This is a genomic window from Pantoea sp. EA-12, assembly GCF_030053355.1.
Taxonomy (GTDB): Bacteria; Pseudomonadota; Gammaproteobacteria; order Enterobacterales; family Enterobacteriaceae; genus Pantoea; species Pantoea vagans_C.
Genome location: NZ_JASGBY010000015.1, coordinates 46,906 through 67,423 on the forward strand (window position 1 = coordinate 46,906; position 20,518 = coordinate 67,423).

The 20,518-nt window shown below is 54.3% G+C and carries 22 protein-coding genes and 1 other annotated feature; of the genes, 12 read left to right on the forward strand and 10 right to left on the reverse strand.

The features are described 5' to 3' along the window. Window positions 1-41 precede the first annotated feature (41 nt). The 5 genes from yidC to QMZ30_RS19975 form a co-directional block, all read right to left on the reverse strand. Window positions 42-1,688: a membrane protein insertase YidC gene (gene yidC, locus QMZ30_RS19955; RefSeq protein ID WP_039332001.1), complete on the reverse strand. Its 1,647-nt coding sequence runs from the start codon at window positions 1,686-1,688 to the stop codon at window positions 42-44. Window positions 1,689-1,690: 2 nt separating this feature from the next. After that, window positions 1,691-1,948, reverse strand: a complete 258-nt coding sequence (yidD, locus tag QMZ30_RS19960) for a membrane protein insertion efficiency factor YidD (protein WP_007893564.1) — start codon at window positions 1,946-1,948, stop codon at window positions 1,691-1,693. Continuing rightward, a complete protein-coding gene (rnpA, locus tag QMZ30_RS19965) occupies window positions 1,912-2,271 on the reverse strand; it encodes a ribonuclease P protein component (RefSeq protein WP_034830013.1) in 360 nt (119 codons plus the stop codon). The genes yidD and rnpA overlap by 37 nt, the downstream gene beginning before the upstream one ends. Window positions 2,272-2,285: 14 nt before the next feature. Then, the gene (rpmH, locus tag QMZ30_RS19970; RefSeq protein WP_000831330.1) at window positions 2,286-2,426 is read right to left on the reverse strand and encodes a 50S ribosomal protein L34; all 141 of its coding nucleotides are present in this window, start codon (window positions 2,424-2,426) and stop codon (window positions 2,286-2,288) included. A gap of 192 nt (window positions 2,427-2,618) precedes the next feature. Further along, a complete protein-coding gene (locus QMZ30_RS19975) occupies window positions 2,619-2,795 on the reverse strand; it encodes a hypothetical protein (protein WP_167347684.1) in 177 nt (58 codons plus the stop codon). Between the two features lie 233 nt (window positions 2,796-3,028). On the opposite strand from QMZ30_RS19975, the gene dnaA reads away from it, so the two are divergent. The 4 genes from dnaA to gyrB all read left to right on the forward strand — a co-directional run bounded on the left by dnaA (window position 3,029) and on the right by gyrB (window position 9,219). Beyond that, a complete protein-coding gene (dnaA, locus tag QMZ30_RS19980) occupies window positions 3,029-4,429 on the forward strand; it encodes a chromosomal replication initiator protein DnaA (RefSeq protein WP_058973181.1) in 1,401 nt (466 codons plus the stop codon). Between the two features lie 5 nt (window positions 4,430-4,434). Beyond that, window positions 4,435-5,535 carry a DNA polymerase III subunit beta gene (dnaN, locus tag QMZ30_RS19985; protein ID WP_039332006.1) on the forward strand — a complete coding sequence of 367 codons (1,101 nt, stop codon included), beginning with the start codon at window positions 4,435-4,437 and terminating at the stop codon, window positions 5,533-5,535. A 172-nt stretch (window positions 5,536-5,707) separates the two neighbouring features. Beyond that, window positions 5,708-6,793, forward strand: a complete 1,086-nt coding sequence (gene recF / locus QMZ30_RS19990; RefSeq protein WP_283228695.1) for a DNA replication/repair protein RecF — start codon at window positions 5,708-5,710, stop codon at window positions 6,791-6,793. Between the two features lie 17 nt (window positions 6,794-6,810). Further along, window positions 6,811-9,219, forward strand: coding sequence for a DNA topoisomerase (ATP-hydrolyzing) subunit B (gene gyrB / locus QMZ30_RS19995; protein ID WP_283228696.1), 2,409 nt, complete (start codon window positions 6,811-6,813; stop codon window positions 9,217-9,219). Between the two features lie 48 nt (window positions 9,220-9,267). On the opposite strand, the gene QMZ30_RS20000 is transcribed toward gyrB, so the two are convergent. After that, the gene (locus tag QMZ30_RS20000) at window positions 9,268-9,573 is read right to left on the reverse strand and encodes a helix-turn-helix domain-containing protein (RefSeq protein ID WP_058973180.1); all 306 of its coding nucleotides are present in this window, start codon (window positions 9,571-9,573) and stop codon (window positions 9,268-9,270) included. A gap of 227 nt (window positions 9,574-9,800) precedes the next feature. Here QMZ30_RS20000 and yidA point away from each other — a divergent pair, with 227 nt between their 5' ends. The 7 genes from yidA to QMZ30_RS20035 all read left to right on the forward strand — a co-directional run bounded on the left by yidA (window position 9,801) and on the right by QMZ30_RS20035 (window position 17,195). Then, entirely contained in the window at window positions 9,801-10,610 is an 810-nt protein-coding gene (yidA, locus tag QMZ30_RS20005; protein WP_283228697.1) for a sugar-phosphatase, read from the forward strand. 257 nt (window positions 10,611-10,867) lie between these two features. Next, window positions 10,868-11,566 (forward strand): FadR/GntR family transcriptional regulator, encoded by a 699-nt coding sequence (locus tag QMZ30_RS20010; RefSeq protein ID WP_039332021.1) that lies wholly within the window; start codon window positions 10,868-10,870, stop codon window positions 11,564-11,566. Continuing rightward, window positions 11,563-12,438 carry a 2-dehydro-3-deoxygalactonokinase gene (locus QMZ30_RS20015; RefSeq protein WP_283228698.1) on the forward strand — a complete coding sequence of 292 codons (876 nt, stop codon included), beginning with the start codon at window positions 11,563-11,565 and terminating at the stop codon, window positions 12,436-12,438. The genes QMZ30_RS20010 and QMZ30_RS20015 overlap by 4 nt, the downstream gene beginning before the upstream one ends. Next, window positions 12,422-13,039: a 2-dehydro-3-deoxy-6-phosphogalactonate aldolase gene (locus QMZ30_RS20020; RefSeq protein WP_283228699.1), complete on the forward strand. Its 618-nt coding sequence runs from the start codon at window positions 12,422-12,424 to the stop codon at window positions 13,037-13,039. The genes QMZ30_RS20015 and QMZ30_RS20020 overlap by 17 nt, the downstream gene beginning before the upstream one ends. Next, window positions 13,036-14,184: a galactonate dehydratase gene (dgoD, locus tag QMZ30_RS20025; RefSeq protein WP_039332030.1), complete on the forward strand. Its 1,149-nt coding sequence runs from the start codon at window positions 13,036-13,038 to the stop codon at window positions 14,182-14,184. Before QMZ30_RS20020 ends, dgoD begins: the two co-directional genes overlap by 4 nt. A 237-nt stretch (window positions 14,185-14,421) precedes the next feature. Beyond that, window positions 14,422-15,714 (forward strand): MFS transporter, encoded by a 1,293-nt coding sequence (locus tag QMZ30_RS20030; RefSeq protein ID WP_058973176.1) that lies wholly within the window; start codon window positions 14,422-14,424, stop codon window positions 15,712-15,714. Window positions 15,715-15,932: 218 nt separating this feature from the next. Further along, window positions 15,933-17,195 carry a YidR family protein gene (locus tag QMZ30_RS20035; RefSeq protein ID WP_283228700.1) on the forward strand — a complete coding sequence of 421 codons (1,263 nt, stop codon included), beginning with the start codon at window positions 15,933-15,935 and terminating at the stop codon, window positions 17,193-17,195. Here the strand turns inward: QMZ30_RS20035 and QMZ30_RS20040 are convergent. Next, window positions 17,173-17,520 (reverse strand): YceK/YidQ family lipoprotein, encoded by a 348-nt coding sequence (locus QMZ30_RS20040; RefSeq protein WP_039332087.1) that lies wholly within the window; start codon window positions 17,518-17,520, stop codon window positions 17,173-17,175. The two genes, QMZ30_RS20035 and QMZ30_RS20040, sit on opposite strands and share 23 nt — an antisense overlap. 213 nt (window positions 17,521-17,733) lie before the next feature. Continuing rightward, window positions 17,734-17,805, forward strand: a sequence feature (ROSE (Repression Of Heat Shock gene Expression) occurs in the 5'-region of heat shock genes and acts as an RNA thermometer to modulate expression.). On the opposite strand from QMZ30_RS20040, the gene ibpA reads away from it, so the two are divergent. After that, a complete protein-coding gene (ibpA, locus tag QMZ30_RS20045; RefSeq protein WP_039332036.1) occupies window positions 17,799-18,215 on the forward strand; it encodes a small heat shock chaperone IbpA in 417 nt (138 codons plus the stop codon). Its footprint overlaps the feature before it by 7 nt. A 48-nt stretch (window positions 18,216-18,263) precedes the next feature. Here ibpA and QMZ30_RS20050 read toward each other — a convergent pair whose 3' ends face one another. Genes QMZ30_RS20050 through QMZ30_RS20060 form a run of 3 tightly spaced genes read right to left on the reverse strand, consistent with a single transcriptional unit; the run spans window position 18,264 to window position 20,518 of the window. Then, window positions 18,264-19,169, reverse strand: a complete 906-nt coding sequence (locus QMZ30_RS20050) for an EamA family transporter (protein WP_039332039.1) — start codon at window positions 19,167-19,169, stop codon at window positions 18,264-18,266. A gap of 20 nt (window positions 19,170-19,189) precedes the next feature. Beyond that, the gene (locus QMZ30_RS20055) at window positions 19,190-19,690 is read right to left on the reverse strand and encodes a YbaK/EbsC family protein (RefSeq protein WP_283228701.1); all 501 of its coding nucleotides are present in this window, start codon (window positions 19,688-19,690) and stop codon (window positions 19,190-19,192) included. A gap of 27 nt (window positions 19,691-19,717) precedes the next feature. Continuing rightward, on the reverse strand, window positions 19,718-20,518 hold the full coding sequence (locus QMZ30_RS20060) for a 2OG-Fe(II)-dependent halogenase WelO5 family protein (protein ID WP_039332088.1): 801 nt from the start codon (window positions 20,516-20,518) through the stop codon (window positions 19,718-19,720).

Sequence of the window (20,518 nt, forward strand, 5' to 3'; positions counted from 1 at the left end):
GCCGCCCTTTGAGTATACGCTGCTGCTGTTGCAGTCAGACGTTACGCTTTCTTCTTGTCGCGGCTGTGCAGACCACGTTTTTCCAGGCCGCGATAAATCAGCTGCTGCTGGAGGATGGTGACCAGGTTACTGACGATGTAGTACAGCACCAGACCAGCAGGGAACCACAGGAAGAACACGGTAAAGATGACCGGCATGTACGTCATGATCTTCTGCTGCATCGGATCGGTCACGGTGGTCGGTGACATCTTCTGAATGAAGAACATGGTGATACCCATGATGACCGGCAGAATGTAGTACGGGTCCTGCGCTGAGAGGTCATGAATCCACAGAATGAACGGTGCATGACGCAGCTCAATCGAACCTGACAGCATGTAGTACAAGGCCAGGAAGATAGGCATCTGGATAACCAGCGGCAGGCAGCCACCCAGCGGGTTCACTTTCTCTGCTTTGTACAGCGCCATCATTTCCTGGCTCTGCTTCTGCTTGTCATCGCCCAGACGCTCACGCATTGCCTGAATCTTCGGCTGCAGCATGCGCATCTTCGCCATGGAGGTGTACTGCGCTTTAGTCAGCGGGTACATGATGCCACGAACGATGAAGGTGATAACGATAATGGAGAAGCCCCAGTTACCGATAAAGCTGTGGATGAACTTCAGCAGCTTAAACAGTGGCTGCGAGATGAACCACAACCAGCCGTAATCCACGGTCAAGTCCAGGTGTGGCGCGATAGCGGCCATCTTGTCCTGGATTTCTGGTCCTAACCACAGGGTTGCGCCGAGGTCTTGCTGTGCGCCTGCTGCAATGGTGACCGGTGCAGATTTATAACCGATGGCTGCAATGCCGTTGCCGAGGTTGCTGGTATACAGGGTGTTGTTACCCTGGGTACGTGGCACCCAAGCGGTGGCAAAGTACTGCTGCAGCATGGCTACCCAACCATTGCTGGTGGTGGTGTTCAGGTTCTCGTTATCCGCGATGGTATCGAATTTGTATTTTTCGTATTTCGCATCACTGGTCGAGTACGCTGCGCCACGGAAGGTATGCAGTGCAAAGTTATTGCTGCCGGTATCACGGTGCTTAGGCAGATCAATAGTCTGCTTCAACTGACCAAACATCGACACTTCCAGCGGCTGCTGTGAGGCGTTGTGGATGTTGTAGTCGACATTCACCGCAAAGTCGCCGCGCTTGAAGACGAAGGTTTTGGTGTAAACCACACCTTTCTCATCGGTCCAGGTCAGCGGCACGCGCAGTTCGCTCTGGCCATCGGCCATTTCGAAGTGATCTTGTGTCGTGGTGAACAGCGGACGTGCGCCATTGTTCGGGTTATCCGGACCGTTACGGCCGGTTAAGCCACTCTGTGCCTGATAAGTGAAGGCTGGCGTGGTTTCCAGCAGCTGGAACGGCGCGTCTGAACCCAGTTTATCCGGGTAAGTCAGCAGCTGTGCCTGCTCAATATCGCCACCGCGAGTATTGATGCTGAGTGACAGGACATCAGTCTTAACGGTGATCGTTTGGCCCTGACCGCTAGCCGGCACGCCGGAAGAGGCGGCATCACCCGCTGCGCTGCTTGTGTTCTGCGTGGTCTGAGTCTGCTGTGGCTGCGGAGCGTGGTCCGTCTGCCAGGCTTGCCAGATCATAAAAGACACGAACAGAAAAGCGATGAGAAAGAGATTGCGTTGCGAATCCATCGTTAATGTTCTCTGGTATCAAAGGTTTTTGGCGGCACAGGATCGTCACCACCCGGGTTCAAAGGGTGGCATTTTAATACGCGTTTAATCGTCAACCAACTGCCTTTTACAACACCAAAGCGCCGTAAGGCCTCAATCCCATACTGCGAACAGGTGGGATGGAACCGACAATGAGGTCCCAGCAGTGGGCTGATGGCGCGTTGATAAACGCGTATCAGGGCGATCAGGAGCCGCGAGCCAGGCGACAGTGACGACGCCATAATTTCTCCAACGCTTCCGTTAACGCACGGTTATCGAGGTCAGCAATCCCTTTTTTCGCCACGATGACAAAATCCATCGCGGGCAGTTCATGTTGACGCAGACGAAAGCTTTCGCGGGTCAATCGCTTGATCCGGTTGCGTTCATGGGCGCGTTTAACATGTTTTTTAGCGACGGTAAGACCGATGCGGGGATGCCCCAGCGAGTTAAGTCGGCCGAGGATGGTAATTTGCGGCGTACCGGCTCTTTGTGGCTGCTGGAAGACGAAAGTGAAATGAGTGGGAGTTAACAAACGTAACTCCCTGGGAAATGCGAGCTTAACCACTAGGGTTAGCTTTATTACTTAGAAACGGTCAAACGAGCACGGCCTTTAGCACGACGACGTGCCAGAACCTGACGACCATTTTTTGTTGCCATACGAGCACGGAAACCGTGTGAACGGTTGCGCTTCAGTACGGACGGTTGAAAAGTGCGTTTCATGGCGATTTCTACCTAAACTTGAAAATTTTCACTGGGTGACGCGTTTTCGGGCCAGTAAATCGACCAACGCCTCAATGTGTCTTTAATAAAGAGGCGGGATTGTAATAATTGTACAGTCCAGAGTCAATTTACTTCGCTGGTCGCGGCACCTGGAAACCCAGATACAGCCCGCTGATTCCGGGCATCAAGGCTTCACGCAATAATGCCGGGTGGGGAATTATACGGGCTATAGGGTAAAGCGCAAGGATCGCGCAGGATCTTCTTGCGATCAATTTGCAGATTTATTGCGCGGAAACGAGAGGCGACCAGAAAAATTGCAGCTTTCAGCCAGATCCCCGCTCGTTTTTTCCGCAGAAAGCGTAAACTCATTAGCGCTTCTGTAGCCTGTGGATAAATTGGATCAAAACTGTGTAGAAAGGGAAGATCTCTGTGTCGCTTTACGCTATGATCCGCCCTTCCGCTGACGATCCTCAAATGCGATCGCCAGGGATGACTACCGCGGATAGCGGTCGCAGGCGCTTTCTGATCGCCTGTGTCAAAAAAGACAGTTTCTATTATTAGCGCCTGAAATTCTTATCGATTTTGTACGAGTGGAGTCCGCCGTGTCACTTACGCTTTGGCAACAGTGTCTTGCCCGTTTGCAGGATGAGCTTCCTGCCACCGAATTCAGCATGTGGATTCGTCCGCTGCAGGCTGAATTAAACGACAATACGCTGACCTTGTATGCACCAAATCGGTTTGTACTCGACTGGGTTCGGGATAAATATCTCAATAGTATCAATGGGCTGCTGAATGAATTCTGCGGTGCGAATGTGCCGTTGCTGCGTTTTGAAGTAGGCACTCGCCCGGCTGCTCAGGTGGCAGCCAGCCAGCCCGCGATGGCGACGTACAGCACCCCGGCGCCGGTTGAAAGCCGTCCCGCTCCGGCGCAAATTCTGCGCCCAAGTTGGGATTCCGTGCCTGCGCCAGCGGATGTCACCTACCGTTCCAATGTGAATAACCGCCATAACTTCGACAACTTCGTTGAAGGTAAATCTAACCAACTGGCGCGCGCGGCGGCACGTCAGGTGGCGGATAACCCAGGCGGCGCTTACAACCCGCTTTTCCTTTATGGCGGCACTGGTTTAGGTAAAACCCACCTTTTACATGCGGTTGGTAATGGCATTATTGCGCGCAAGCCCAATGCCAAAGTGGTTTACATGCACTCTGAGCGTTTTGTGCAGGACATGGTTAAAGCACTGCAAAATAACGCGATTGAAGAGTTTAAGCGCTATTACCGCTCTGTCGATGCGTTGCTGATCGATGACATCCAATTCTTTGCCAACAAAGAGCGCTCACAGGAAGAGTTTTTCCATACCTTCAATGCGCTGTTGGAAGGTAATCAACAGATCATTCTGACGTCGGATCGCTATCCTAAAGAGATCAACGGCGTAGAAGATCGTCTGAAATCGCGCTTTGGCTGGGGATTGACCGTCGCGATCGAGCCTCCCGAGCTGGAAACACGCGTTGCGATCCTGATGAAGAAAGCGGACGAAAATGATATTCGCCTGCCAGGTGAAGTCGCCTTCTTTATTGCTAAGCGTCTGCGTTCGAATGTGCGTGAGTTAGAAGGGGCGCTGAACCGCGTCATCGCCAATGCCAATTTTACTGGCCGCGCGATTACCATCGATTTCGTCCGTGAAGCGCTGCGTGATTTATTAGCGCTGCAGGAAAAGCTGGTCACCATCGACAACATTCAGAAGACGGTGGCCGAGTACTACAAAATTAAAGTGGCGGATTTACTGTCGAAGCGCCGTTCGCGCTCGGTGGCACGTCCGCGTCAGATGGCGATGGCAATGGCGAAAGAGCTGACTAACCATAGCCTGCCAGAAATTGGTGATGCGTTTGGTGGGCGTGACCATACCACCGTGCTCCACGCCTGCCGTAAAATCGAGCAGTTGCGTGAAGAGAGCCACGACATCAAAGAAGATTTCTCTAACCTAATTCGAACCCTATCTTCCTGACGCATATGAAATTTATTGTAGAACGTGAGCAGTTGCTGAAACCACTGCAACAGGTTAGCGGCCCACTGGGTGGACGCCCGACCTTACCGATCCTCGGAAATTTACTGTTGCAGGTGAGTGAAGGCGTACTGCGTCTGACCGGCACCGATTTAGAAATGGAGATGGTGGCTCGCGTTGCCCTGACGCAGCCCCACGAGCCCGGCGCCACTACGGTGCCAGCGCGTAAATTCCTCGATATTTGCCGCGGTTTGCCGGAAGGGGCTGAAATCAGCCTGACGCTGGAAGGTGACAGAATGCTGGTGCGTTCTGGCCGCAGCCGTTTCTCTTTATCGACGCTGCCCGCCAGTGACTTCCCGAATCTGGATGACTGGCAGAGTGAGGTGGAATTCACCTTACCGCAGGCGACGTTGAAACGTTTGATCGAAGCCACTCAGTTCTCGATGGCGCATCAGGATGTGCGTTACTACCTTAACGGCATGCTGTTTGAAACCGAAGGTGAAGAGCTGCGCACGGTCGCCACTGATGGTCACCGTTTGGCGGTATGTTCGATGCCGATTGGTCAGGCGTTGCCGAACCATTCGGTTATCGTCCCACGTAAGGGTGTGATTGAGCTGGTGCGTTTGCTGGACGGTGGCGAAACGCCACTGCAAGTGCAGATTGGTAGCAGCAACATTCGTGCTCACGTGGGTGACTTTATCTTCACATCCAAGCTGGTTGATGGCCGTTTCCCGGATTATCGCCGCGTATTGCCGAAGAATCCGGATAAAGTGCTGGAAGCGGGCTGCGATCTGTTGAAGCAGGCATTCGCTCGCGCGGCGATTCTCTCCAATGAGAAATTCCGCGGTGTTCGCATCTATATCACCGAAAATCAACTCAAAATCACCGCGAATAACCCTGAACAGGAAGAAGCGGAAGAGATGCTGGATGTGTCATACAGCGGCACCGAGCTGGAGATTGGTTTTAACGTCAGTTACGTGCTGGATGTGCTGAATGCATTGAAGTGCGAGAACGTGCGTTTGCTGCTGACGGATGGGGTTTCGAGCGTGCAGATTGAAGATGTCGCCAGCCCAGCCGCGGCATACGTAGTCATGCCCATGCGCTTGTAGTAGAACATATCGGCCTGGCTTGCTTGCCATTCTGGTCCCGGGCAGTGCTCGTCCCTGGTCACATACTTCAGTATGCTCCCAGGGCCTGCGCGCTGGCCGTGACCAGACTGCCTGCGCCGCCGACGGCCTGGATTGTTAATGTTAGGCAACCCCCTTCTGGTTGGAATGATTCATGGCTTTAACCCGCCTCCTTATTAAAGATTTCCGAAATATTGAGCAGGCCGATCTGACGTTGGCGCCGGGCTTTAATTTTCTCGTGGGCGCTAACGGCAGTGGAAAAACCAGCGTGCTGGAGGCGATCTATACCTTGGGGCATGGCCGAGCGTTTCGCAGTTTGCAGGCCGGGCGTGTGATTCGTCACGATCAGGATGCGTTTGTCCTGCATGGTCGAATCGAAGGCAGTGAGCGTGAGTTGGCGGTGGGGCTGACCAAAAATCGTGCCGGTGACAGCAAGGTGCGTATCGACGGCAGTGATGGCCACAAAGTCGCTGAACTGGCGCAGTTACTGCCGATGCAGTTGATTACGCCCGAAGGGTTTACTTTGCTCAACGGCGGCCCCAAATACCGTAGAGCCTACATTGACTGGGGTTGCTTCCACTCTGCGCCCGGTTTTTTCAATGCGTGGAACAACTTGCGACGCTTGATGAAACAGCGCAATGCGGCGCTGCGTCAGGCCTCTCGCTACAGCCAGATTCGCCCGTGGGATCAAGAATTAGTGCCATTGGCCGAGCAAATCAGCCAATGGCGCGCCGAATACAGTGCGGCGATCGCTAAAGAGATCATCGCCACCTGTGGTCAGTTTTTACCGGAGTTTGAGCTGTCGTTTTCGTTCCAGCGCGGCTGGGATAAAGAGAGCGATTACGCCGAACTCCTGGAACGCAATTTCGAGCGCGATCGTGCGCTCACCTATACCGCCAGCGGCCCGCACAAAGCGGATTTTCGCATTCGTGCAGAGGGTACGCCGGTAGAAGATTTACTCTCACGCGGTCAATTAAAGCTGCTGATGTGTGCACTGCGCCTGGCGCAGGGGGAATATCTGACGCGCAGCAGCGGACGTCGTTGTTTGTACCTGATTGATGACTTTGCCTCGGAGCTGGATGACACCCGTCGTCGTTTGCTGGCCGAGCGCCTGAAAGCCACGCAGGCTCAGGTATTTGTCAGTGCCATTGGTGTCGAACATGTAATCGACATGAGTGACGAAAAGGGCAAGATGTTCCGCGTGGAACAGGGTAAAATAGCGGTTCAACCTGAAGATTAAATGAGCGAGAAACGTTGATGTCGAATTCTTATGACTCCTCAAGTATCAAAGTTCTTAAAGGGCTTGATGCGGTACGCAAACGCCCGGGCATGTACATCGGCGATACGGATGACGGCACCGGTCTGCATCACATGGTATTCGAGGTCGTGGATAACGCAATCGACGAAGCGCTCGCCGGTCACTGTAGTGACATCGTTGTCACCATCCATGCAGATAATTCCGTTTCTGTTCAGGATGATGGCCGTGGTATTCCGACAGGCATTCACCCGGAAGAGGGGGTGTCTGCGGCGGAAGTGATCATGACCGTCCTGCACGCCGGCGGTAAGTTCGACGACAACTCGTACAAAGTATCCGGTGGTCTGCACGGCGTAGGCGTCTCAGTGGTCAACGCCCTGTCCCAGAAGCTGGAGCTGACCATCCGTCGCGAAGGCAAAGTGCATCAGCAAATTTATCAGCACGGCGTGCCACAGGCACCGCTGGCCGTATCCGGTGATACTGACGCAACCGGTACCCGTGTACGCTTCTGGCCGAGCTACGAAACCTTCACCAACGTGGTGGAGTTTGAGTACGACATCCTGGCGAAACGCCTGCGCGAATTGTCGTTCCTGAACTCTGGCGTTTCAATTCGTCTGGAAGACAAGCGTGACGGCAAGGCTGACCACTTCCATTACGAAGGTGGTATCAAGGCATTCGTTGAGTATCTCAACAAGAACAAAACCCCGATTCACCCCACTGTGTTCTATTTCTCTAACGAGAAAGATGGCATTGGCGTGGAAGTGGCGTTGCAGTGGAATGATGGCTTCCAGGAAAACATTTACTGCTTCACCAACAACATTCCACAGCGTGATGGCGGTACGCACCTGGCCGGTTTCCGTGCTGCGATGACGCGTACGTTGAACGCTTACATGGATAAAGAAGGCTACAGCAAAAAAGCCAAAGTCAGCGCAACCGGCGATGATGCGCGTGAAGGTCTGATTGCTGTGGTATCGGTGAAAGTGCCAGATCCGAAGTTCTCCTCACAGACCAAGGACAAGCTGGTTTCTTCTGAAGTGAAATCTGCAGTTGAACAGCAGATGAACGAGCTGTTGAGCGAATACCTGCTGGAGAACCCATCAGACGCTAAAATCGTGGTCGGCAAAATTATCGATGCCGCACGTGCGCGTGAAGCGGCACGCCGTGCGCGTGAAATGACACGTCGTAAAGGCGCGCTGGATCTGGCAGGTCTGCCAGGCAAACTGGCTGATTGCCAGGAACGCGACCCTGCACTGTCTGAAATCTACTTAGTGGAAGGGGACTCAGCGGGCGGCTCTGCGAAGCAGGGACGTAACCGTAAGAACCAGGCGATTCTTCCGCTGAAGGGTAAAATCCTGAACGTGGAGAAAGCGCGTTTCGACAAGATGCTCTCTTCACAGGAAGTGGCGACCCTGATCACCGCACTCGGTTGTGGTATCGGTCGTGACGAATACAACCCGGACAAACTGCGTTATCACAGCATTATCATCATGACCGATGCGGACGTCGATGGCTCGCACATCCGTACGCTGCTGTTGACCTTCTTCTATCGTCAGATGCCGGAAATTGTCGAGCGTGGTCATGTCTACATTGCTCAGCCTCCACTGTATAAAGTGAAGAAAGGCAAGCAAGAACAGTACATTAAAGATGATGAAGCGATGGACCAGTACCAGATCGCTATCGCACTGGACGGTGCAACGCTGCACACCAATGCCAGCGCACCGGCACTGGGCGGCCAGCCGCTGGAAAACCTGGTGGGTGATTTCAACAGCAACCAGCGCATGATTAAACGCATGGAGCGCCGTTTCCCATCGGCGATGCTGCGCGGCCTGATCTATCATCCAACCTTGAGCGACCTCAGTGATGAAGCCGCCGTTAAAAGTTGGATTGATGGTTTAGTTGCTTACCTGACTGAACGTGAAGCGCATGGCAGCAGCTATATGGCCCACGTGCGTGCTAATCGCGAGCAGAACCTGTTCGAGCCGGTGTTGCGTGTGCGTACTCACGGTGTGGATACAGATTACCCAATGGACAGCGAGTTCATTGATGGACCGGAATATCGCAAAATCTGTGGTCTGGGCGAGCAACTGCGCGGCCTGATCGAAGAAGATGCGTTTATTGAACGTGGCGATCGCCGTCAGCCAGTCACCAGCTTCGAGCAGGCGATTGAGTGGCTGGTGAAAGAGTCGCGCCGTGGTCTGTCAGTACAGCGCTATAAAGGACTGGGCGAGATGAACCCAGAGCAGCTATGGGAAACCACCATGGACCCTGACAGCCGCCGCATGCTGCGCGTCACCATTAAAGACGCCATCGCTGCTGACCAGCTGTTCACCACGCTGATGGGCGATGCGGTTGAACCGCGCCGCGCCTTCATTGAAGAGAATGCGCTGAAAGCGGCCAATATCGATATCTGATGTGACTCAACCCTTCCCAAGCGGGAAGGGTTTTTTTATTCGTTCTGTTTATACCCGAATAGTCCTACCCACGGATCCATCTGGCATTTCAATCAGTAAACTCAGTTTGCCACCCATCGCCTCAATGTAACGTTTGATGGTGATTAGGCGTTGGTCAGCGCCACCTTGTTCAATCTGCGTGATACGGGGTTGCTTCACTCCCATCGCTTCAGCAACTGTCTTTTGAGAGAGTTCAAGCTCCTCACGCAACAGCTGAAGCCCGGTTTCGAGGATCAGTTCATCTGCCATTTGCTGGATATCAGCACGTTCAGAGGCCGAGAATTCATCCTTCAAGAAATCATTTAATTCAGTCATTTTTTTTACCTTCCAGAGATGAATTTTCTCAGTTTGACCGTTTTCATCATGCAATATATTTATAAGCAATAGCTTATATAATCAAGCCGACAGCTTTTTGTAAAACACCAAACTGTCTAACTGGAAGCGACTTAGCATAGGTTCAGTGCCGTCCTCTGTCGATTAACTGGTCAATGTGAGCTGAATCGCGCTAGCATTAAACAAACTCTGACTTAACCGAGGATGTTATGGCGATAAAATTGATTGCGATCGATATGGACGGCACGCTGCTCAACCCGCAGCACGAGGTCACGGCAGCAGTGAAATCAGCGATTAGCCGCGCGCGCGACAAAGGGGTGTCCATTGTGCTGGCGACCGGTCGTCCGTTCGTGGGCGTCGAGCGCTATCTGATGGAACTTGATATGCAGCAGCCCGGCCAGTATTGCATCAGCAACAACGGTGCGCTGGTGCACAGTGCGGATAACGGCGATGTGGTCGCGGAAAAGACCTTAAATTTTGATGACTTCCTCTACCTGGAACAGCTGGCGCGTGACCTCGGCGTGCATTTCCAGGCATTCGATAAATCCTTCCTTTATACGCCGAACAAAGACATCAGCGAATACACCATCCATGAAGCCAGCCTGACCGGTATTCCGGTGCGTTACCGCGCGGTAGAAGAGATGGACCCGGCCACGCGTTTCCCGAAACTGATGATGATCGACAAGCCACACTTGCTGGATAAAGCGATTGCGGGTCTGCCGTCGCGTGCTCGTGACAGCTACACCATTCTGAAAAGCGCGCCTTACTACCTGGAAATCCTCAATCCGCTGGTTAACAAAGGCTACGGCGTGAAAATGCTGGCGGACAAACTGGGCCTGCAGCAGTCGGAAGTGATGGCGATTGGCGATCAGGAGAATGACCTGGCGATGATCGAATATGCCGGAACCGGTGTGGCGATGGGCAATGCCATTGATTCGGTTAAAAATATCGCGCAGTTTATCACCAAAACCAATATGGAAGATGGCGTAGCGCACGCCATCGAAGAGTTAGTGCTGTAATCCTTTCCTTTGCGGACGGCGTGCTGCTGTCCGCACTTCTGCCTGAACCTTCCTTCGCTCCTGGTCGCCATAAATGGCAATCCTACATTGATCGCGCACTCGTTCATGCGCTTGAATTGTCTGTTTTGTGATCCAGATTGTAGTACAACTTTAGTTGTTAGTACTACAATCTGCGTCGCAGACCCAGGCGTTTGTTAGGTTTCACACCGCGAAAGCAGTAATCTGATGGGCTACCGCCTTTCATTGAATGGAACATCATGACGCAAGAACAATTAAGTAAAACCGAGCGCATCATCCTGACGCTGGGTGAAGAGATTGTCGCAGGGAAGTTTGTGCCGGGGGCCGCGTTGCCTGCCGAAGCGGAGTTGTGTGAGCGCTTTGGCACCTCACGCAACATTATTCGCGAGGTGTTTCGCTCGCTAATGGCCAAGCGGTTAATGGAGATGAAACGCTATCGTGGCGCGTTTGTTACCCCGCGCAATCAGTGGAATTACCTGGATAGCGATGTACTGCAATGGGCACTGGCGCACGATCAGGACCCGCGTCTGATTGCTGCCATGAGTGAAGTGCGTGTGCTGGTGGAGCCACAGATTGCGCGCTGGTCGGCGGAACGCGCCACCTCAACCGATTTGGCGGCGATTGAGCAGGCCTACAACGATATGGTTGCCCATCATCTCGATCGAGAAGCTTTTAATGAGGCGGATATTCGTTATCACGAAGCGGTACTGGCTTCGGTGCACAATCCGGTATTGCAGCAGCTTAACGTAGCGATCAGCCAGTTACAGAAAGCGGTGTTTGCGAAAACCTACATGGCGGATGCTGGCAACATGCCGCGCACCCTGGCCGAACATAAAGCGCTATTTGATGCCATCCGACATCAGGATGGTGATGCAGCGGAGCAAGCGGCAAAAGCGATGATCGCTAGCTCCACGGCTCGACTCAAGGAGATTTTGTGAGCAGCTATATCGCGATTGACTGGGGTTCAACCAACTTGCGTGCCTGGCATTATCAGCAAGGCAGCTGTGTGGATGAACGTCGCTCGGAAGCGGGTGTGACACGCCTTGGCGGACGCACGCCGGCTGAAGTCTTTGCCCAGATTACCGACGGTTGGCCCGTCAACGATGTGCCGGTGGTGATGGCTGGGATGGTTGGCAGCAATGCCGGATGGCTTTCCGTTCCTTATCTGGCTTGTCCGGTAGCGCTGGATCAACTGAGTAGCCGCCTGACGCGCGTCGAAGATAAAGCGTGGATCGTGCCGGGATTGAGCGTCGAACGTGATGACAACTACAACGTGATGCGCGGTGAAGAGACGCAGCTGTTAGGCGCAATGGCGCTGCAACCTGCGCAACGCTATGTGATGCCAGGCACGCACGCCAAATGGGTCGAGGTCGAGCAAAACGGCGTGCGTGATTTTCGCACCGTCATGACGGGTGAGCTTCATCATTTGCTGTTGAACCAGTCCCTGATTGGCGCCGGTTTACCTGAGCAGGAAGCCAGCCCGGTTGCCTTCAATGAAGGGTTGCAGGTGGGCAGTCACGACGCATCGATTCTCGCCAGACTGTTTGAGGTGCGTGCATCTCATGTGCTGGGCGCGCGCGATCGTCGCCATATCAGCGACTTTTTGTCTGGCTTGTTGATTGGTCACGAGGTCGCGTTGATGACGCAGAAAGCAGCCAGCAGTCAACCGGTCATCATTATTGCCAGCAGTGGGCTGGCGCAGCGATATCAACAGGCGTTGCAGTTTATCGGCGTGGATTCAGTCACCCTGGAAGGCGACCGCGCGTTCCAGCATGGAATAAGGAGTATTGCAGATGACCTGGCAAACTAAATTACCGTTGATAGCCATTCTGCGCGGCATCACCCCGGATGAAGCCGAAGCCCATGTGGGGGCGCTGATTGAATCCGGATTCGACGCCATCGAAATCCCGCTCAATTCCCCGCAATGGGAAAAAAGTATCGGCGCGATGGTGCAGACCTTCGGTGATAAAGCGCTAATTGGTGCCGGAACGGTGCTGAATCCGGCTCAGGTCGATGTCCTGAGCACGCTGAACAGCAAGCTGGTGGTGACACCCAATACCGATGCGGCGGTGATCCGCCAGGCCGTCGCCAAAGGCATGACGGTGGCCGCCGGTTGTGCCACTGCCACCGAAGCTTTCGCGGCACTGCAAGCCGGTGCGCAGGCGCTGAAAATCTTCCCGTCATCCGCCTTTGGCCCCGCTTACATCAAGGCGTTAAAAGCGGTGCTTCCGCCAGAGGTACCGGTGTTTGCGGTAGGTGGCGTGACGCCGGAAAACCTACATGAATTTATCGCCGCAGGGTGCATTGGTGCAGGGTTAGGCAGCGATCTCTATCGCGCGGGCCAACCGCTGTCGCGCACTGTGGAGCAGGCTCGCGCATTTATTGCTGCATATAAGGACGCTGTTAAATGAAAATTACCAAACTGACCACCTATCGGCTGCCGCCGCGCTGGATGTTCCTGAAAATTGAGACCGATGAAGGCATTGTCGGTTGGGGCGAGCCGGTGATTGAAGGGCGCGCACGCAGTGTGGAAGCGGCGGTGCATGAACTGTCGGAATATTTGATTGGCCAAGACCCGGCGCGCATCAACGATTTATGGCAGGTGATGTATCGTGGTGGCTTCTATCGCGGCGGCCCGATTCTGATGAGTGCTATCGCCGGAATTGACCAGGCATTGTGGGATATTAAAGGCAAAGCGCTGGGTGTGCCGGTGTATCAGTTGCTGGGTGGTCTGGTGCGTGACAGCATCAAAGCTTACAGCTGGGTGGGGGGCGATCGACCTGAAGAGGTGGTGGACGGCATCAAAAAGCTGCGTTCCATTGGCTTCGACACCTTCAAACTCAATGGCTGTGAAGAGATGGGTATCATCGATAACTCACGCAAAGTCGATGCCGCAGTGAACACCGTGGCGCAGATCCGCGAAGCCTTCGGTAACCAGATTGAGTTCGGCCTCGATTTCCACGGGCGTGTCAGTGCGCCAATGGCCAAAGTGCTGATCAAAGAGCTGGAACCTTATCGCCCGCTGTTTATTGAAGAGCCGGTGCTGGCGGAACAAGCGGAATATTATCCGCGTCTGGCGGCGCAAACCCATATCCCGATTGCGGCGGGCGAACGTATGTTCTCGCGCTTCGAGTTTAAACGCGTGCTGGAAGCGGGTGGCCTGGCGATTCTGCAACCGGATCTGTCGCATGCCGGGGGTATTACCGAGTGCTACAAGATTGCCGCGATGGCCGAATCCTACGATGTCGCGCTGGCTCCGCACTGCCCATTAGGTCCGATTGCGCTGGCGGCCTGCCTGCATGTGGATTTCGTGTCTCGCAATGCGGTGTTCCAGGAGCAGAGCATGGGCATTCACTATAATCAGGGTGCTGAGTTGCTGGATTACGTCATCAATAAAGATGACTTCAAAATGGACGATGGTCACTTCTATCCTCTGAATAAACCAGGCCTCGGCGTGGAAATTAATGAAGAGCTGGTGATTGAACGCAGTAAAAATGCGCCAGACTGGCGTAACCCATTATGGCGTTTCCCAGATGGCTCGGTGGCTGAATGGTAATACCCGTCATGCTTAACGCTGAAGGTTGAATTATTTAGAGTATAAGAATTTATAAAATCTTTTAGATAAAGATATGCCATTGAAATAAAGCATAGGGCCTCGCTCACCCTTTTTTCTGGCACCAACATTAACCGCTAACACGGTTTTACTTACCCCTATACCCGTCGCGGCGCGATTTATCGCGCATCATTCAAGGATGTGCAATGTATTGCGCCGCGACATTAACGGAGAAACACCATGGATCTCTCTGCTGTTCAGGCTAAACCGACGCGGCGTCGCTATATTACGTTGCTGATGATTTTTATTACGGTGGTGATTTGCTACGTCGATCGTGCCAATTTAGCCGTTGCCTCTGCGCATATTCAGGAAGAGTTTGGCATCAGCAAAGCGGAAATGGGTTATGTGTTTTCTGCCTTTGCCTGGTTATATACCTTGTGCCAGATTCCCGGCGGTTGGTTCCTCGATCGCGTGGGTTCACGCTTGACCTATTTTATTGCCATTTTCGGTTGGTCTGTTGCGACCTTATTCCAGGGCTTTGCCAGCGGATTATTATCGCTGATTGGATTACGTGCCATTACCGGCGTATTTGAGGCCCCGGCTTTCCCGACCAATAACCGTCTGGTCACCAGCTGGTTCCCGGAGCAGGAGCGCGCATCAGCAGTAGGTTTTTACACCTCAGGACAGTTTGTCGGCCTCGCGTTTTTAACGCCGTTGCTGATCTGGATTCAGGAGTTGCTGAGCTGGCACTGGGTATTCATTATCACGGGTGGCATCGGCATTATCTGGTCACTGGTGTGGATCAAGGTGTATCAGGCACCCAGTCAAAGTAAAGGCATCAACCAGGCTGAAATGGATTACATCCGTGAAGGTGGGGCGATGGTGGATGGCGATGCGCCCGCAGCGAAAAAAACGCGCACCAAACTGACGGCCGCTGACTGGAAACTGGTGTTTCACCGTAAGCTGTGTGGTGTATACCTCGGCCAGTTCGCCGTAACCTCCACGCTGTGGTTCTTCCTGACCTGGTTCCCGAACTACCTGACGCAGGAAAAACACATTTCTGCCCTGACAGCCGGCTTTATGACCACCGTGCCGTTCCTGGCTGCCTTTGTCGGTGTGATTCTGTCTGGCATCGTGGCGGACCGGCTGGTGCGCAGTGGTCGTTCGCTCGGCTTTGCACGTAAAACCCCAATCATCTGCGGATTGCTGATCTCCACCTGCATCATGGGTGCGAACTACACCAACGATCCGGTATGGATTATGACGCTGATGGCGATCGCCTTCTTCGGTAACGGCTTTGCTTCCATCACCTGGTCGCTGGTGTCATCGCTCGCTCCGGTGCGGCTGATTGGGTTAACCGGGGGGATGTTCAACTTTATCGGCGGATTGGGTGGCATCACGGTGCCGCTGGTAGTGGGTTATCTGGCGCAGGATTACGGCTTTGCGCCTGCACTGGTGTACATCTCTGCTGTCGCATTGATCGGTGCGCTGTCGTACATTCTGCTGGTGGGGGATGTGAAGCGCGTGGGTTAATAACGCGCGATGAATCGCGCCGCTACGGCGGGAGTAGCGGCGCGCCTGATGACGACCGATGGTGAAGGCCGCACCCTACAAGATATTGGCGTACGTGAGCGATTTGTAGCGGCGCAATTCATTGCGCGGTCTGTTAGCAAATTATTGCGCTATGCCTGCTGCACCTCATCCCATATTCGCGTACTTTGTTCGGCAACAGTTGGATGTAAGGTTGCCTCATGTCAGAAAAACAACTCACCTTTGCACAGCGTCATCATCAGCTCACCAATATCAACGTCTGGACTGCCGACAGCCAGTGGCTGGCCTTTGACGTACGGCCCTCCGGTGCATCATTTACCAGCTTAACCATCGAGCGCGTCAACGTAGTGAATGGCGCGGTAGAAGTGCTGTATCAGGCACGCAATGGGGCACACGTCGGTGTGGTGACGGTCAGCCCGGATCTGCCACCGCGCTATGTCTGCATTCATGGCCCTGAACATCCCGATGCGCACTGGCACTACGATTTCCATCATCGCCGAGGCGTCATTGTGCAGCAGGGCAATGCCGAAAATCTCGATGCCTGTGATATCACCGCACCCTTCACGCCAGGCGCTTTGCGCGGCGGTTCCCATGTTCATGTGTTTAGCCCTGATGGATCGCGCCTCAGCTTCACTTACAACGATCACGTGATGCATGAGAAAGATGCGCGTGAAGACCTGCGCAACGTGGGCGTTGCCGTGCCGCTGCATCCGGTATGCCCACCCAAACAGCACCCACGTGAATATGATGGCAGTCATTACTGCGTGCTGGTGAGCCAGACCACGCGCGATCCCCTGCCGGGCAGCGATCACATCGATCGTGCTTATGAAGAGTGCTGGATTGGCGATCGCGGCTATCAGAAAGCGGATGGCAGCTGGCAGCGCTGGGCGCTGGCCTTTATTGGCGATACGCGTGCCGCTAATGGCGACAAAGTGCCAGAGGTGTTTGTGGTGGATCTGCCAGAGGCATCAGGCGATTACGCTAAAGCAGGCTCGGCGCCGTTGCAGGGCACCACAGACACGCTACCTGCGCCACCGGCGGGGGTGCAGCAGCGGCGCATCACTCACAGCAAAGGGCTGGCATTACAGCCACGCCACTGGCTGCGTGCCGCTCCCGATGGCAGTGCGATTGCCTTCTTGCTGGCAGACGATGCGGGCGTTGTGCAGCTGTGGAGTGTGTCACCCAATGGCGGCACACCGCGCCAAATCACGCAGTTGAGCAGCAGCATTCAGTCTGCTTTTAGCTGGCAACCCTCTGGTGAAGCTATCACTTTTATCTGTGATAACAGCGTCATGCGTTGTGAAGTGGCGACAGGCCAGTGCACACGCTTAACCGCACGCAGCGCGCAGCCGCCATCAGGTGATGCTGTGGTCTGGTCACCCGATGGGAAGCAGATCGCGTATATGCGAGAAGTTGAAGGCTGGCGACAGCTGTTCTGCGTCAGTGCGACGTCGGCGGCATAGACGCTGCCGTCGCCAGGCTGGCCTCGGTGCCAGCCATTTTTTCACTCTGCAGCACACGCTCATGCGCTGAATCATGGTCAGTGCGGAAGTAATCCCACGGCAAAAGGACGGTATCCAGCACGGCGGAGAAGGGCAGATCGATGGCGGCCAGTGGCTTGATCACCCAACTGGTATTGTCATCGGCAATTAAGTCCGCACTGGCACGTGTGCCGGGATAATAGCCCTGACTGGCGCCCGTGTGAGACATGACGCTGGAGCAACCTGAGGTAGTCAAAACACCGCAGACCAGCAAGCCTGTCAGTGGAAAGCATTTCATCATTTTCATCATCATCATCCCTACAGCCAGGTCTCTGGCTGGAGTGTGTCTCTTGTTGGCAGCATGGCTCTATGGCGATGTCGTGTCAGACAAGGGAAGAACTCCTGAGTGTATGCTATTTCGACAGAATTGCTGCAAAAAAATACCGATGCCCCTTGAAAGCTCCCTCAGCGCACCCATTTTTACACTACGGTCGTGCTGCTGTCGCCGATAGGGACAGCCGCAGGCCACACAACCTGTCCATGGTGGAAGGTTGCCAAAACTTGCTGATTTTCAGGAGTCTTTTTATGCGTAACTTTGATCTCTCTCCGCTTTATCGTTCGGCTATTGGTTTCGACCGTTTGTTTAGCCTGCTTGAGTCCAATCAAAACCAGGCCAATGGTGGCTATCCTCCGTATAACGTCGAGTTGGTGGATGAAAACCACTACCGCATCACCATTGCCGTCGCGGGCTTTGCTCAGAGTGAACTGGACATCACGGCGCACGATAATGTGCTGGTGATCCGCGGGGCACATGCAGAAGAGCAACAGGAACGTAAGTACCTGTATCAGGGCATCGCTGAGCGTAACTTTGAGCGTAAATTCCAGCTGGCAGACCACATTGTAGTGCGCGATGCGCGCCTCGAACTGGGTCTTTTAAGCATCGATCTGGAACGCATCGTCCCGGAAGAGGCGAAACCGCGTCGGATTGAAATCCTGAATTAATCACCGATAACGCGAAGGGCGGCCCTCAGGCCGCCCACATGTTTTCCGTCAGGTCCGCACCCATAATCGTTGACTTACCATCCCGCCAAATACGTTCACCAGCAGGCCGAGAATGATCACTAATGCCCCGATGATCTCCTGCGGGGAGAGGGTTTCGTCGAGCACCAACGCCGCACTGAGAATGCCCACCACTGGCACAAGCAATGAGAGCGGTGCAACGCGCCAGGTTTCATAACGGCTGAGCAGGTTACCCCAAATCGCATAACCAACAATGGTGGCCACAAAAGCGAGATAAATCAGCGCCAGCACCGTCTGCAATGAGATGTTGAGCAGGCTGGTGACGATCTCCGCTTCTCCATCAAACCACCAGGAGCAGGCGAAAAAGGGCACTACCGGCACCAGCGCACTCCATACCACCAGAGACATCACCGGTACATTGCGATTACGCAAAATGATTTTGTTGGTGATATTGCCCAAACCCCATGAGAGCGCCGCCGCTAAGGTCAGCATCATGGTGGTCAGGGTAATGCCCGCCGTGGTTTGCCCCTCCATGCCTGCGGTTGCCAGCATAAACATGCCGAGTGTCGCCACGAAAATGCCGGCGATATGGTTCCAGCGCAGCTTTTCTGCCAGAAACAGCGCCCCAAGCAGCAGAGTAAAGAACGCTTGCGCTTGCAACACCAGTGAGGCCAGGCCCGCAGGCATGCCGAGTTTAATGGCGAGGAACAGGAAGGCGAACTGACCAAAGCTGATGGTCATGCCGTACACCACCAGCCAGCGCAGCGGGATCTGCGGCCGCTTAACAAAGAAGATCGCCGGGAAGGCCACTAAGGCAAAGCGCAGCCCCGCCAGCAAGAACGGCGGCATATCGTGCAGACCCAGCTTGATCACCACAAAATTCACCCCCCATGCCACCACCACACACAGCGCTAACATCATATCTTTTACTGACATACAGGTTCCTTACAGCCGCTTCAGGCGGTCGCCGTCACCGGAGTGGCGATGTCTGCACAACAGTCATCACCAACAACACCAAAGAAATCATTCACATTCAGCGCCACAGAGCGCTCCAGCGCCCCGGCGTTAAACCACAAGGTGCCGACATCGCGCAGGCGCGTATCAACCCGCAGCGCCAGTCGGTCATCAAAACTAAACGGAGGGACCGCGCCCATTACACACTCTGTCAGTGCCTGCGCCTGTTCTGGCGCGGCGAAAGTGGATTTCTTGCCGCCAATGGCACGCGCGGCACTTTTGAAATTGATTTTGCAGTCACCCGGCACGATTGCCAGCAGGTAGCGTGCTTCCGCCCCCTCTGGCATGGTGACCTCCAGCACCATCGCTTTGGCCGCTTGATTAAGATCGTTACCGCGAATCGCACTGATCACGTCGGTCTGGCCGATGGCTTCATGCTCCACCACGCGGTAATCGGCGCGATGCTCATCCAGTAGGGCAATCACTTTCTCATAGGTATTCATACTCTTTTCCTCGTCGAAGGCCTGGCGTTAACTCCAGGCAATGGCGTGCTTCATTTTTTTGTCGGTCAGGCCAAAGAAGAAGCCCATGGTGATTCGCGTGTCGCCTTCCACGCGATCAATCTCGTGATAAAACGCCGGGTTAAACAGATAGATATCGCCGCTGCGCGGAGAGAATTCGCACACTTCGCTGTCTTCTACCACGCCGCTTTGATAGCCAAGTTCGCCCTGGGTTTTGAAACGTTCATCAACCGGCTGCCACTTCTTGTTGAAGATGCGCAGTTCACCGCCCGCGTTGCACTCCTGCAAACAGACCACACAGCTCAGCTGATGCAGAATCTGCGTCACCGCCAGACCACTGCCAGCGGCATCGCGCACGATGTTGTCGTTATGCAGTGGATTGGCGACGCCGTTGGCGTGGAAGCGCACGATGGAACCGGCATAGTGGCCCAGATCGGGTTCGCTGGCGGTTTGCAGGCTATCCAGGCGCAATGAATGCTTAACCCAGTTGTAAACCTGGTCGCGCAGGCAGTGCAGTGATGGCGGCAACGCAGGCTGAATATCGCGTAGCTCGGTGAAGTAGTTTTCCGGCTCGCGGGTGTGTTTGGCCAGATAAGGGCCAAGTGTGGTCAGCGCGCCGTTGGGATAGTGCGATACGCGAACCTGCTCGCGGCACTGCTGCAAATCATCCACTACCGCTTCACGCACGTCTGGCGTGAGAAAATTGCGCAACACCAGCAGTGGCACACGAGCGGTGACGATGTCATCCAGCCAGGCGCTTTCGACAAACATCTTCGGATTGATAACGCGTATCTGATTGAAAATGGCCAT

Excerpts from the sequence above, each read along its gene's own strand:
- yidC (WP_039332001.1), bottom strand. The coding sequence starts at position 1,688 with ATGGATTCGCAACGCAATCTCTTTCTCATCGCTTTTCTGTTCGTGTCT.
- yidD (WP_007893564.1), bottom strand. The coding sequence starts at position 1,948 with ATGGCGTCGTCACTGTCGCCTGGCTCGCGGCTCCTGATCGCCCTGATA.
- rpmH (WP_000831330.1), bottom strand. The coding sequence starts at position 2,426 with ATGAAACGCACTTTTCAACCGTCCGTACTGAAGCGCAACCGTTCACAC.
- QMZ30_RS19975 (WP_167347684.1), bottom strand. The coding sequence starts at position 2,795 with ATGAGTTTACGCTTTCTGCGGAAAAAACGAGCGGGGATCTGGCTGAAA.
- dnaN (WP_039332006.1), top strand. The coding sequence starts at position 4,435 with ATGAAATTTATTGTAGAACGTGAGCAGTTGCTGAAACCACTGCAACAG.
- recF (WP_283228695.1), top strand. The coding sequence starts at position 5,708 with ATGGCTTTAACCCGCCTCCTTATTAAAGATTTCCGAAATATTGAGCAG.
- gyrB (WP_283228696.1), top strand. The coding sequence starts at position 6,811 with ATGTCGAATTCTTATGACTCCTCAAGTATCAAAGTTCTTAAAGGGCTT.
- QMZ30_RS20000 (WP_058973180.1), bottom strand. The coding sequence starts at position 9,573 with ATGACTGAATTAAATGATTTCTTGAAGGATGAATTCTCGGCCTCTGAA.
- yidA (WP_283228697.1), top strand. The coding sequence starts at position 9,801 with ATGGCGATAAAATTGATTGCGATCGATATGGACGGCACGCTGCTCAAC.
- QMZ30_RS20010 (WP_039332021.1), top strand. The coding sequence starts at position 10,868 with ATGACGCAAGAACAATTAAGTAAAACCGAGCGCATCATCCTGACGCTG.
- QMZ30_RS20020 (WP_283228699.1), top strand. The coding sequence starts at position 12,422 with ATGACCTGGCAAACTAAATTACCGTTGATAGCCATTCTGCGCGGCATC.
- dgoD (WP_039332030.1), top strand. The coding sequence starts at position 13,036 with ATGAAAATTACCAAACTGACCACCTATCGGCTGCCGCCGCGCTGGATG.
- QMZ30_RS20030 (WP_058973176.1), top strand. The coding sequence starts at position 14,422 with ATGGATCTCTCTGCTGTTCAGGCTAAACCGACGCGGCGTCGCTATATT.
- QMZ30_RS20035 (WP_283228700.1), top strand. The coding sequence starts at position 15,933 with ATGTCAGAAAAACAACTCACCTTTGCACAGCGTCATCATCAGCTCACC.
- QMZ30_RS20040 (WP_039332087.1), bottom strand. The coding sequence starts at position 17,520 with ATGAAAATGATGAAATGCTTTCCACTGACAGGCTTGCTGGTCTGCGGT.
- ibpA (WP_039332036.1), top strand. The coding sequence starts at position 17,799 with ATGCGTAACTTTGATCTCTCTCCGCTTTATCGTTCGGCTATTGGTTTC.
- QMZ30_RS20050 (WP_039332039.1), bottom strand. The coding sequence starts at position 19,169 with ATGTCAGTAAAAGATATGATGTTAGCGCTGTGTGTGGTGGTGGCATGG.
- QMZ30_RS20055 (WP_283228701.1), bottom strand. The coding sequence starts at position 19,690 with ATGAATACCTATGAGAAAGTGATTGCCCTACTGGATGAGCATCGCGCC.
- QMZ30_RS20060 (WP_039332088.1), bottom strand. The coding sequence starts at position 20,518 with ATGGCCATTTTCAATCAGATACGCGTTATCAATCCGAAGATGTTTGTC.